Annotated in this window: 6 protein-coding genes; all 6 read right to left on the reverse strand. The window is 73.5% G+C overall.

Annotated elements, in window-relative coordinates:
• Positions 1-18: 18 nt before the first annotated feature.
• Entirely contained in the window at positions 19-1,896 is a 1,878-nt protein-coding gene (locus ACFO6V_RS08995; RefSeq protein ID WP_377134387.1) for a hypothetical protein, read from the reverse strand.
• On the reverse strand, positions 1,893-3,149 hold the full coding sequence (locus ACFO6V_RS09000; protein ID WP_377134389.1) for a VWA domain-containing protein: 1,257 nt from the start codon (positions 3,147-3,149) through the stop codon (positions 1,893-1,895). Before ACFO6V_RS09000 ends, ACFO6V_RS08995 begins: the two co-directional genes overlap by 4 nt.
• Complete coding sequence (locus ACFO6V_RS09005) at positions 3,146-5,947, reverse strand: DUF5682 family protein (RefSeq protein WP_377134391.1); 2,802 nt, start codon at positions 5,945-5,947, stop codon at positions 3,146-3,148. The genes ACFO6V_RS09000 and ACFO6V_RS09005 overlap by 4 nt, the downstream gene beginning before the upstream one ends.
• Positions 5,944-7,059, reverse strand: a complete 1,116-nt coding sequence (locus tag ACFO6V_RS09010; protein WP_377134393.1) for an ATP-binding protein — start codon at positions 7,057-7,059, stop codon at positions 5,944-5,946. Before ACFO6V_RS09010 ends, ACFO6V_RS09005 begins: the two co-directional genes overlap by 4 nt.
• A gap of 78 nt (positions 7,060-7,137) precedes the next feature.
• On the reverse strand, positions 7,138-10,935 hold the full coding sequence (locus tag ACFO6V_RS09015) for a DUF4132 domain-containing protein (RefSeq protein ID WP_377134395.1): 3,798 nt from the start codon (positions 10,933-10,935) through the stop codon (positions 7,138-7,140).
• A 201-nt stretch (positions 10,936-11,136) separates the two neighbouring features.
• On the reverse strand, positions 11,137-12,519 hold the full coding sequence (aspS, locus tag ACFO6V_RS09020; RefSeq protein ID WP_377134397.1) for an aspartate--tRNA(Asn) ligase: 1,383 nt from the start codon (positions 12,517-12,519) through the stop codon (positions 11,137-11,139).
• Positions 12,520-12,753 lie beyond the last annotated feature (234 nt).

Below are 12,753 nucleotides of genomic sequence, written 5' to 3' on the forward strand. Positions count from 1 at the left end.
ACGGCAGCAGCGGGCCGGTCAGCCCGCGACGTCCGCGACCGCCCGGGCCCTGCCCACCACGAAGGCGGCGTGCAGCACTGTCGACGGCGTCAGCTCACCGTGAAGCAGTCCGCCGGCCGTCCGCTCCAGCGTCGCGAGCCCGAGATCCCTGGCCAGGGTGCGCGCCTGCTCGACGTCGGACCGCTGCCGCGCCGTGAGCACCGGCCGTCCCGTCGCCGCCGCCGCGACGAGGACGTCGCCCAGCAGCAGCGTCACCCGGCGCACCGGGGTCGGCGGCGCGGCCACCGCCCGGACTGTCTTCGCCGACGCCGCTTGTGCCCGCAGCTTGCGGATGCGCCGGCGCCAGAAGTCCCAGTGGCTGCTCTCGAACGTCCAGGCGGGCGTGATGGTGGGGCTGACCAGCCGGATCGCGCCCTTGTCGCGCACGAACAGGCCTACCGGCTCGTCCCGGTCCTCGCGCCGCTCGATCGTGACCGCCACGAGCCTCGACCTGACGGACAGCAGCGTCTGCACCGCCTGCTCGCTCGTCGCGGGCAGACGCAGCGCGCGCTCCTCGCCCTCCGACGTGACGATCGCGAGCGTCAGCTCCTGCCGCACCTCGTCGATCCCGATCTCACCCACGTCGCGCACCAGCACGAGCCGCACGTTCGCCGGGCGGCGCCCGAACCCGACGACGTCGCGCGGCGCCACCCCGGCGCCCGTCCGTTCCGCGATCTGCTGGAGCTCGGCGAGATCGAAACCGTCACCGTCCAGACGGTGGACCGCCGGGGTACCGCCCGCGCCCAGGGTGCCGTCGGGCTTGGCCCGCACCGCGGTCAGCGTGAAGGCGCCCTCGCACAGCGTGCTCAGGGACCGGCCCCACAGCAGCGGGCTGGTCCAGCTGCGCTGGAAGCTCGGGTCGGTGCCCGACGGACGGCCGGTCACGACCTGCCGCACCTGACCAGCATCCGTCCCGGATGCCGTGTCAGCCACGCTGTCCCAGCCCAGGTAGGCGAACCCTCGCGAACCGCTCGGCGAGTTCCACCACCGGGCTCCGAGCGGCACCCACCGCGCGACGTCCAGCTCCTCGGCCTCGGCGCGGCTCGCGGCTCCCGTGGGCTTCGCGGGGTCCTCCCCGCCGGCGGGGCCGTTGCCGCTGCCCGTGTCCAGGGCGCGCTGCAGCACCTCGCCCATCGCCCAGACCTCGGCGAAGGCATCGAGCAGGTCGGACTCGGTGACGGCGTCGTCCCGCCCGGCCAAGCCGCTGACGAAGCCTGCCGTCACCCGCAGCAGGCCGACGAACCGCACGCCGCTGACCCGACCGGGCTCGACCTGCTCGAACCCGGCCAGACGTACCCGGCCGGCCAGCGCGAGCAGGGACTCGGCGTCGTCCGGACCGAGGTGGGACAGGCCGCCCGACATGAGCCGTCCGACGACGTCGCGCACCTCCGCGAGCGCCTCCCGGCGGCGCCGCAGCACCACCTCGGAGGGGCCGCGCGGGGCCGCCGTCCGCCGGGCCCCGGACGCGGGTGCGGCCCCGGTGCCACTCTCCGATCCGGGACCGGACGTCCTGGGCGCCGACTGCGCGACGACGGGCGCCGCACCCTGCGGCGGCGCCTCGGGCGCGACCTCGGCGGCCCACAGGCAGGCGGTCAGGACGTGCTGGCACACCCCCGCCGTCGGGCAGTCGCAGGAGACTGCCGCCGGGCCGCGGCCGTCCACCCGGACCGACGCCCCGGACACGCCGAGCACCGCACCCTTCAGATCGTGGGACAGCTCGGTCACACCGGCGTAGTCCTTGCGGGCGCGGCGCAACAGCCCGGCGTTGCCAAGCGCCTTGAGCGCGTCGTCGTCCAGGCCCGCGTACGGCGCGGCCCAGGCGAAAGTCCTGGGCACACTCGTCGTCGGCTCGCTCATGAGAGCACCTCTCCCAGCCACTCGGCGAACCGCTCAGGGGTGAGCGCCGCGACCTCCATGCCGCACTCGGCGAGATGCCTGGCGGTGCCCTGGTCGTAGACCGGCTCCGCCGCCTCGTCCAAGGCGGCGAGTCCCAGCATCGTCACGCCCGACGACGCCATCCGGCGCACCGTCGACAGGAGGCTGGACACGGAACCGCCCTCGTAGAAGTCGCTGACCAGCGCCACGACCGTGCGCGACGGGTTGCGCACCTGCTGCTCGGCGTGGCGCACCGCCCGTGCGATGTCGGTGCCGCCGCCGAGCTGCGCGGTCATCAGCACGGTGACCGGGTCGTCGGCCACGTGCGACATGTCCACGACCGACGTGTCGAACAGGTAGAGCTGCACGTTGATGCCGGGCAGGCCGGAGAGGATCCCGGCGCAGACGGCGGAGTACAGCAGCGACGGCGCCATCGAACCGGACTGGTCGACGAGCAGGATGACGTCCCAGGTCAGCGTGCGCCGGGCCCGGGACGAGAAGCGGACGTCCTGCACCGTCATGCGGCCGTCGGCGTCGACGCGGCCGAGGTTGGCGCGCAGCGTGCGCTTCCAGTCGAAGTTCCGCGCCACCCGGTGCATCGACCGGCGTGACCGGTCGATGCGTCCGTTGACCGCCGTGGTGAACCGGGTGCGCAGCCGCTTCACGATGTCCTCGACGACGCGCTGGATCACGCGGCGCAGGCCCGCCGCCGCTCGGTCGTCCAGGGCGCCCCGCACCTGCAGCATCGCGACGGCGAGCTCGCGCGAGGGTTCGAGGGTCTCCAGGGCAGTTTCGTCCTGCAGCAGCTCGGTGAGGCCGTACCGGCTCACCGCGTCGACCTGCATGCGTTCGAAGGTCTCGCGCGGGAACAGGCTGCCCGCCTCGTTGAGCCAGCCGAGGGCGGTCACGTCGACGCCGTGCGGCTGGGACCCGCCGAGGCCGGCTCCCCTGCCTGGCCGCCCTGAGTCGTCCCCGCCCTGGCCCACGCGGTGGCCGCGTGACGTGTATTCGCGGTCGTACAGGTACCGCAGCGACCGTTCGAGGCCGGCGTCCTGCTGCCCCACCGAGAGCTGGTCGGCCGCGTACCGGCCCAGCACCAGCCGCCAGCGACGGGCGGCCTCGTCGTCGGAGATCACCGTCGCGGGTTCGGTGCTCGCGGGTTCGGTACTAGCGGATTTGGTGCTGGCGGGTTCAGTACCTACGGGTCCAGGCGTCCCGGAGCCGGTGGTGCTCATGCTTCTCCTCGTGTCGTATCGGCTCCGGGGCTGCCGGCCCAGTGGGCCAGGCCGTCCCGCTCCAGCACCGCCGCCAGCTCGTGGTCGAGGGCGAGGCCTGCCGCCAGGTCCTCCTCGGACAGCGCGACCCGCACGTCCACCTGATCCACCCGGGCGCCGGTGCTCTCGGCCACCCGCTTCGCCAGCCGGTGCGTCTCGGTGGGGCGCAACCAGGTGAAGGCCCGCCGCAGGTCCGGCAGGACGGCCAGGAACGCGTCGCCCTGGAGCGCGCGCAGGGCGTCGTCCACGGCGTCGAACATCTCGGGCGTGTGCAGGATCAGGTCCGGGGCCGCGCGCATCACGCCGCCCAGGAACCGCACCGCGGTGCCCGGGTCCGCGCCGGCGGTCAGCGCGCCGCGCACCCGGGTGACCAGGACGTCGTCGGGCACCTCGCCGTCGGTGAAGCCCAGGGCGAGCAGGGCGCCCGACACGGCCGGCGCGGTATTCCTGTCGTCCCGCAGGCGCGCGAGCTCACGCACGACGGCAGTGCGGTTCTCCCCGCCCGTTCCCTCCTGGCCGCCGTCGCCCGCCGCCGCCGCGTCCCGGAGCAGGGAGCGGAGGTCGATCAGCGTGCCGATGGCGGCGTCCTCGTCCTCGGCTCGCGTCCTGCCCAGGTCGCTGACCAGGTAGGCGGCCGTCGCGAGCGCCTGGCTCACCAGGTCGAGCAGCTCGTGCGCGTGCTCCTCGGCGCCGAGCTCCACCCGGGCGTGCCACAGGCCGAGCAGGCGCCGCGCGCCCGACACCACGGAGCCCAGGTCGCGGTCGGTGTCCAGGGTGGTGCGCAGCAGCGAGACGATCCGGGGCAGGTGCGCGCCCATCCCGATCACCAGCGCCTGTGCGACGAGCCGGGCGAGGGCGTCGACAGTTGCGGCTCCGGCACCCGCTCCGGCCGTGGCCCCGGTTCCGGTGCCCGCGAGCCGGGCCTCCGCCTCGTACAGCCGCGCGACCGCAACCGCGTCCAGCGTCGCGCCGAGGTGCACCATCTCCACCAGACGCGCCTCGACGAGGGGTGTCCAGCAGTACTGCCACTCCTCGGTGATCAGGCCGAGCCCGCGGCCGGCCACATGGTCCGGACCGGAGACGAGCTGCCCGAAGCCGGCTCCCACGAAGTCGAGCAGCGCCAGGACCTGCCGCTTCGCCCGATGGGACGCCGTCCGGCGCGCGTCGAGGCGGGTCGTACGCGGCACGGAGTCGTCGATGACGAGCCGCACGGCTCGCACCCGCTCCCGGACGTCCCGCACGAGGGGCGGCGAGGCGCTGCCCGGCGGCACGTCCCCGAGCGACCGGCCGCCGAACACCTCGGCGACGGCGAGCCCCAGCGGTCGCTCGGGCTCGCCCGGCCCGCCGACGCCGCCGTCGTCCTGCACGTAGCAGGACCGCACCGCGTCCAGCAGGTCCGTGCGGCACGCGAAGCTGCGTTCGCGCAGCTCCGCGAGCCGGACGGCGGACTCGGCCGCCGCGCCGACCTGCGGCAGGCTCACCCCGTGACCGCGGCCGGCCGCACTGCGCGCGACGTCGACCAGGATCTCCGTGGCGAGGGCGCGGGCACCGATGGGACCAGGTGTTGCCGGCTCAGGCGCCAGGCCCAGCTCCCGGAGGTGCGCCGCGTGCAGCCGCTCGTAGTAGCCGGGCGACGGCATGCCCGCGCCGTAGCCGCGCAGCCCGTCGAGCCGCTCATGGTCGTATCGGACCAGCCACGCCTCACCCTCCACCGGCGGGCCGAAACCGCCGTCCGGCTGCCGGTCGCGGACCGGCGCACCCTCCGGCGCGCCGGACAGCGCCTCGACCAGCGCGAGCGTGTGGAACGCGCCGGTCACCACGAGCACCGGGCCGGCTCCGCCGCCGGTCGGGCGGTCCGCGGAGAGCCGATCGACGGTCTCGGCGATCCTGGCCGCCATCCGAGCCTCTCGGTCCAGCGAACCGTCGCCGGCGAGCACGCCCTCCTCGTAGTCCAGACGCGCGAGCGCCGACCACGCGAAGACGTCGTCGAACACGGTCCGCCAGTCGGCCAGCTCGGCGCTCGCCCGTGCCTCGAACAGCTGGTCCCAGACCTCGTCGTGGTCCCGGCAGCCGAGGCGACGCGCGAGCGCGGCGATGGCCTCCGAGTGCGCCAGATACCGCTCGGACATGAGGGTCCGCGCGAAGGGGTCGGGTCGCGCGGTGCCGCTCCCGGCGCCGTCCTCGATCCCGCCCTCGCCTACCCCGTCCTGTCCCGGCGCGGCAGAACCGGAGAGCGCCCGCTCGGCAGCCGACCGCTCACCGAAGGAGCGGTCGACGAACGCGAGCTCCGCGCCGACGGAGTGCCCTGCACGCAACGCCACCCACTCCGGGGAGAAGGACGCGAGCGGGTAGAAGCCGGCACCCGCAGGCTCGTCCTCGGCGTCGCGGGCCTTCGCACCACCTCCGGCGCCGGACCCGGCGCTCGAGCCCCCAAGGCTCAGCACCGCGATCGGCGGCCGCGTCTCCTCGTGCAGCAGGTCCGGGATGAGCCGCGTGAACTCCTCCGGCCCTTCGATGAGGACGGCCGCCGGGCGCAGCTCTTCGATCGCCGCCCGCACCGCCACCGCGCACGCGGGACTGTGATGCCGCACGGGTGCGAAGTGGATACCACGCTCGTCCCGCAGCCGGCCGACGGCGTCAGCGGCCGCCCGCAGGCGCTCGGGTGCGAGCTCCCAGACGGTGTCCGTGCGCCGTCCCGTGCCGGTGCCCGACGCGACACCACCGCTCACCGCCGTGCCACTCACCGCCGTGCCGCTCACCGCCACAGCGGCTCTGCCGCCGTGAAGAACGCCTTCCAGCGCTTGTCATTCCGGGCGCGCTCGCGCACCACGTTGTCGACGTAGTGCCGCAGCCGGCGCGCGTCCTCCTCCTCGCCCTTGAGCGCCACCCCCGAGATCTGGCGCGCGACCTCAGCCGCGGTCACCGTGCCGTCGCCGAGGTACCGGGCCTCCAGGGACGCGGCGACAGCGACGTTGACGGCCTCCGCCGTGGACATGACCGTCTCGGGCCGCTTCACGGGCGCGCCCTCGCGCGTGCTGCCGGTCCGCAGGTCCTGGAACACCGTGACCAGCACCTCCAGGACGTCCAGCGGCACGGCGGGCCTGCCGCTGTCCGGCCCGAGCTCCGCCTCCAGCTGATGCTGCACCAGCTCGATCTCGAACGCGCGGTCGCGCACCGGGGCGACGGTCTCGAAGCTGAACCGACGCTTGAGCGCCGCGGACATCTCGTGCACTCCACGGTCCTTGAGGTTCGCCGTGGCGATCACGGTGAAGCCGGGCCGGGCGGCCACGCGGGCGTCGGGCCCGAGCTCAGGGACCATGAGCTGCTTCTCCGACAGGATCGACACGAGCGTGTCCTGGATCTCCGGGGCGCAGCGCGTGATCTCCTCGAAGCGCACGACCCGGCCCTCCCGCATTCCCGTGCAGACGGGCGACGGCACGAGCGACCGCTCGCTCGGCCCCTCGGACACCAGGAGCGCGTAGTTCCACGAGTAGCGCACGTGGTCCTCGGTGGTCCCGGCGGTGCCCTGGACCGTGAGGGTCGACGTGCCCGACACGGCCGCGGACAGCAGCTCCGACAGCATCGACTTCGCGGTGCCCGGCTCGCCCACCAGCATCAGGCCCTGCCGCCCCATCAGGGACACGACCGCACGGTCCACCAGCGGGTCGTCACCGTAGAACTTGCGCCGCACCCCGAGCTCCTCGGAGCCGATGATGAACGCCCGCACGGCCCGCGGGCTCAGCTGCCAGCCAGGCGGCCGCTCGTGGCCGCGCTCGGTGTCCCAGGCGTCGAGCGCGGCGAGCTCGCCCGCGTAGCGGACCTCGGCGGGCGGGCGGATCTCGGCCGAGGTGGCGGTCTCAGTGATGGTCATGACTTCCTTCGGTACTCGCATCTGGCGGTGCTGGGTGGATGGCTGGGGTGGCGACGGTTCTGGCGCTGGCGCGCCGGGTCAGTACTCGCTCTTCTTCTCCCAGTCCGGGTCGAAGGCACCGCCGTCGGCGACCGTCAGGTAGTCCCGGTAGGACACCGCGAGCAGCGCCTTCGGTACGTCCTTGATCGCGAGCCGTCCCCGCTCGCCCCAGGTGCCGTTGCGCCGGAACACGAGCTGCCGGACGGCGGCGGTGATGTTCTCCTCCGGCAGGAACGCGCCGGTGAACTCGATCTCGACGGAGAGCCCGAGCGTCGGGTACTCCTTGCGGTAGGCGTCGAACCAGCCCGCGTCCTCCGCCTGCGACCGCACGTACCCGAGCTTCGTGGCCCGGCCGCGGATCGTGAACGAGTCGCTGAGCCAGCCCTTGCGGGTCTCGATCGTCTCGGCGGTGCCCGGCACGTCCGGCAGCAGGCCGGACGACGACGCCGCGTCGGCGCCCAGGCCCTGGTCGAACAGCGGCGTGACCTCGTAGTCGGCGAGGTGGGAGCGCCAGGCCGGTGCGCCCGTCTCGTCGTCGTCCCCGAGGGTTGCCGCGTGCACCAGCGAGACCTGCGCGTCGTCGGGGAGCGTGACGTCCTCGTCGTCGACGCCGATCAGCGCGCCGCCGTCGCCCGGCCGGAACGTGACCGCCTCGGAGACGCCCGGCGCCTCGGCGGCCCACACCAGCCGCGCGGCGAGGCGCGACATCAGCGGGTGCCCCAGGACGAACTCGCGCCAGTCGGCGAAGGTCCAGGTGCGGCCGGTGACCATGGCCTCGGCGAAGCGCTGCGTCTGCAGCGCCACGACTGCCTTGAGCTCGGCGCGCGACTCCTTGAGCTGCTTCTTCGCCTCGGCGTAGGCCTCGTCGTCGTCGGACGCGCGCTGGGCCGGCAGGGCCTTGACGACCTTGCCCGCCGGGTTGCGCAGCTCCAGCGTGAAGGCCTCGGTGATGCGCCCGGTGACCACGCGCTCGCCGTCGGGCGAACCGAGGTCCAGGCGCAGGATCCCGTCGTCGTCGAAGCCTGCGGTCTGGACCGTGCGGTCGGCGAGCTGGTCGGCGTCCCAGCCGTTGCGGTCGGCGATGTCCTGGGCGAGCACGGACGCGGTCTCCTGGACGCTGCGCTGCTTGAAGCGGCGCGAGACCGCGAGAAGCTGCTGCACCGCTGCCCGGTCCCCGTTGGCGGCGAGCGCCCGCACCAGGTACTCGGCCTGCGCGCGGCGGCCCTTGTGGGCGGCGAAGTAGTGCTGCGCGGTGGTGGCGAGCTCCGCGCCGGGCATCCCGACGGTGAGCGCGAGCAGCCCCTTCTCCTGCGTCGCCGACCCGAGGTAGGTGGCCTGGTTCTGCCGGTAGAGGTTCTTCCAGAGGTCCTCGACCGTCTGCGCCGCCTGGCTGGCGTAGTACTCCGGGTACCGCTTGATCGAGGCCTGAAGGTTGGTCCAGTTCGTCTGCGCGTGCCGGTCCGCGAAGGCACGGGAGTCCTCGACCGACGGGCCGCGCGTGTCCTGGGCCACCCAGGCCCGCAGCACGAACGAGCCGAGCGCGGCCTGGGACCCGGCGTCGAGCAGGCCGACGTACCGGGCGATCAGGCCCTCCCCGCTCGGCGACTTCAGCTTGGTGGCCAGCACCACCCACCAGCGGACGACGTCGCGCGGCACGACGGCGCCCCGCTCGCCCGCAGAGCCGGCCCATCGCACCTCGGGAAGCTGCTCGAACGGGAACCAGTCGAGGCTCGCGGGCAGCTTGCTCTTCAGTCCCTTGGTGGCCTCCGCCTCCAGGATCGCCGGCGCGAGGTCGGCACTGATGTCGTCGCCGAGGGTCTCCAGCGCGGAGAGCAGCATCGCGCGTGCGGCCTCCCGGCGTTCCTTCTTCAGCGCGGCGCGCAGGGCCGGTACCGCCGCCGGGTCACCGATCCGGGCGAGCCAGGCGGCCGCCGAGGCGCGCACCTCAGCCTTGGGGTCGGCGAGCGCCTGCTCGGCCAGGTTGCGTGCCCCGGCATGCGCCTCCAGCACCTCCTGCGCGGCGCGGCGGTGGGTCTTGCCAGTCCCGAGCGCGAGCACGGTGAGCCTGGGCAGCAGGCTCGGCGGGACGGCGGGGAACTCCCGCAGGAGCCGCAGCGCGGTGCCTGTGCCGTTGCGGTAGGGCTCCTCCGTGCCGAGGTAGCGGTCCAGTATCTCCATGCGCTCGGCGAAGTAGGGCCAGGCCACGGACGGCGCGAGCACCTCGCCGCTCCACCAGGTCTCGAACACCATGTTGCAGACCTGCTCGTCGACGTTCGGCAACCCGGCGCGCGCCAGTCCGTCGTGGACCTGGCGCAGGTCGGTGGCCTGGTCGAGGTAGGGCCGCAGGGGCCACACGAAGTTTCGCCGCGTGTCCACGCCCTGGAGCGTGAGCACGCGGATCGCCAGCATGAGCCCGGGCTCGGGGAACAGGTTCCGGAGCTCGCCCGCGAGCCACTGGAAGAGCACGACGTTCTGGTGGCGCGTCTTGTTCGTGGTGGCCACGGCACCGGTCACGCGGTCGGGGACCGCCGCGAGGTCGGCGTCGGTGATCGACTGGAGCTCCTTGAGGGTGCGCTGTGCGCGTTCGGCCCAGTACTTGTTCGCGTTGCCGCCCTTCTTGGCGAGATCGAGCTGCACACGCGCCTTGGCGATCTGCTCGTCGAGCACCTTGCGGGCTCCCGCGGCCCAGCCGGGCTCCACCACCGGGTCAGGGAGGGGCTCGTAGCCCGGGACCTCGATCACGAGCTCCACGCCGGCATCTGTGCCGGGCTCGTCCAGGGCGCGGGACCGCTCCACGGTCTGCTCCAGGAGCCGCACGCGTGCGCTCTGGCCTGCCGCCACCTTGCCGTTCTCGTCGCGGAGCGCGGCCAGTGCCTCGTCGAGCGCCTCGATACCGCCGTCCAGGCCGACCAGCCGGGTCACGACCTCGCCCAGCTGTCCGGTCGGGACCTTGGCGAGGTAGGGCCGCAGCAGTGCGACCTGCGCGGCGTCGTCGTGCACGGCGAGGTGGCCCAGGGCCCTCGTCCGCACGCCCTTCGCCTTGTCCACGGCGAGCGCCGCCACGATCTCGACCAGCCCGGCCTCGGCCGTGCGCTTCCCGATGCGGTTCAGCACCTCCTGCTTGCCATGCGCGCCGAGCTGGGTGGTGACCTCGGCGAGCGTGCCGACGTGCTCGGTCACGTACTGGTCGAACTCCTGACGCGCGGCCATTGCCTGGCGCGGGTCCTGGTACCAGGAACGCTCGTTGGATCCCCGGTGCAGGATCGCCGTGAAGAAGGTGCGTGCCGCGTCGGCGGCGGGTATCCCACCCTCGACGGCGACCTGCTCCAGGAACGAGGGCGTCAGCCGGGCGGCGACCTCGGCAACCATCTTGCCGGAGCGGTGCCGCTCGTTGGTCCCCCGCCGTGCCCCGTCGTACACCAGGACGTAGAACCACTCGGGCACCGTGTCGGGCGCCTCGTCGGTGTGGCACACCTGCGCGAGCAGCCGGCCGAGCCGGGCCAGCACCGCCGCGTCGGCCGTCGCGTAGACGCGTCCGCGCGCCGTGATGCCCGAGCCTTCGCTCCAGCCCTTGTGGACCGCCGCGACCTGCTTGATGACATCGGGCGACACCCAGCTCGACCAGAGCTTGAGGGGTGCGCCGAACAAACCGTCCAGGTCGGTGTTGCCCGACTGCTGCACGTTCACGAGCACCTCGGGTGTCGCGCCCTCGAGCACGTACCCGACGGCGTCGTCGTACAGCCCGGTGCCCAGCAGCTTCAGCGGGGCCAGTGCGTCACGCACCGCCTTCGCCGTCGTGTCGCCGCCCTTGACCCGGTCAACCAGTTCCTGCAGCATCTCGCGTTCCTCACCCAGCCGTCGGGCACAGGGCACACCTCGCCCCTGTGGCTCACCGCAAAAGCAGTGCGCGCCAAAAGGTAGCGGTGACCACTGACAGTGACCGCGATCCTTCAGACGGTCGGTAGAACGTCAGGTGATCGGCATTCCGAGCTGCCGATCACCTGACGTTCTACCGACCACCCTCCGCATCCGCGGGAGCTACGGGACCAGGCGGTGCAGGTCGCGCGGGAACGGCGTCACCTCGCGGACGTTGGCCGCCCCGACGAGGCGCGCCACCCAGCGCTCCAGACCGATCGCGAACCCGCCGTGCGGCGGCATCCCGTGCCGGAACGCGGCGAGGTACGACACGTAGGACGCCGGGTCCTCGCCGCGCGCCTCCAGTGCGGCGACGTAGTCGGCGTACCGGTGCAGCCGCTGCCCGCCCGTGACGAGCTCGAGGCCACGGAACAGCAGGTCGAAGCTGTTGCTCCACCGCTCGCCGCCCGGAGCAGCACCCGGGCCGCCCGGCCCCGAGCCCGGCTCCGGATGCGTGTAGAACGGCCGCTTGACCATGGGGTAGCCCTCGATCGCGACGAAGTCGGACCCGTGCTCGGCCAGGGCCCACTCCCCCAGCGCCCGTTCGTGCTCGGGCGCCAGGTCCGGCTCGTCGGACGGCGCGCTGACCAGCGCGAGCGCGTCCGCGAAGTGGAGCACCGGGATCTCCGCAGGGATCTCAGGCACCTCGATGCCCAGCCGTCCGGCAGCTCCCGAGCCGCGTACGGCGTCGGCCATCCCGGCGAGCACGTCACGCAGCACGGCCAGCACGTCGCGGTGGTCGCGCACGAATCCGAGCTCGACGTCGAGCGAGCGGTACTCCGCGAGATGCCGCACCGTGTCGTGCGGTTCGGCGCGGAAGACCGGGCCCACCTCGTAGACCCGCTCGAAGACCCCGACCATCTGCTGCTTGTAGAACTGCGGCGACTGCGCCAGGTACGCGGGCCGCCCGAAGTAGTCCACGGGGAACACGTTCGCGCCCGACTCGGTGGCCGTCCCGACCAGCTTCGGCGTGCAGATCTCGGTGAACCCTGCCGCGTCCAGCGTCGCCCGGAAGCCGCGCAGGCTCGCCGCCGCGACCTCCCACCGCGCCTTCTGCGCGGGGTGCCGCCAGGTCACGGCCGCGTGGTCGAGCATCGTCGGCAGCGCGGCGGTGAGCGCCGGCCGCCATAGCTCCACGGGCGGGGTCTCGGCGTCGTCGGTGAGGGGCGTGATCACGGGCTCCGTGACCTCCACCCCGCCCGGGGCCTGCGCGTTGGCGGTGACCGTGCCGGTCACCTCGACAGTGGTCTCCTCCGGCGGCACCTCCAGCGCCTGCCCGACGCCGGTGCGCACCACCACCTGGGCGAGGCCGGTGCGGTCCCGCAGCACGAGGAACGTCACGGTCGCCAGCTGACGACGGCGGTGGACCCAGCCCTGCAGCCGCGCCGTCGAACCCGGCGGGGCGGCGGACAGGTCGCGGGCGAGCGTGCGAGCCGGCGCGTCCGTGGATGTGGCTACCGCAGACGGGGCTGCAGACGTAGCCGGGGCTTGCAAAGGTGGTCTCATCAGTCCTCCAGAGAGCGAAGGCCCTGGAGGAGCGGGCGGGGGCTAGGTCGCGGTGCCACCACTCCTTCGCCGGGAGACCCCGGCCTCTCGTCGGTACGCCGCACGCGCGGGCGGTGCGTCTGCCCGGAGACCCGGACCGAGGTTCGTCACGCCTCACGCTCGCCACCCAGAGGTTATGCCCGACGGCGCCCGCATCGCCACACGTTTCAGACTCCTGTCCCACGATCCGGCAAC

The organism is Promicromonospora alba (genome assembly GCF_042654905.1).
GTDB classification, from domain to species: domain Bacteria; phylum Actinomycetota; class Actinomycetes; order Actinomycetales; family Cellulomonadaceae; genus Promicromonospora; species Promicromonospora alba.

What these genes read in the sequence shown, in the direction of transcription:
- ACFO6V_RS08995 (WP_377134387.1), bottom strand. Translation starts at nt 1,896, where the DNA reads ATGAGCGAGCCGACGACGAGTGTGCCCAGGACTTTCGCCTGGGCCGCG.
- ACFO6V_RS09000 (WP_377134389.1), bottom strand. Translation starts at nt 3,149, where the DNA reads ATGAGCACCACCGGCTCCGGGACGCCTGGACCCGTAGGTACTGAACCC.
- ACFO6V_RS09010 (WP_377134393.1), bottom strand. Translation starts at nt 7,059, where the DNA reads ATGACCATCACTGAGACCGCCACCTCGGCCGAGATCCGCCCGCCCGCC.
- ACFO6V_RS09015 (WP_377134395.1), bottom strand. Translation starts at nt 10,935, where the DNA reads ATGCTGCAGGAACTGGTTGACCGGGTCAAGGGCGGCGACACGACGGCG.
- aspS (WP_377134397.1), bottom strand. Translation starts at nt 12,519, where the DNA reads ATGAGACCACCTTTGCAAGCCCCGGCTACGTCTGCAGCCCCGTCTGCG.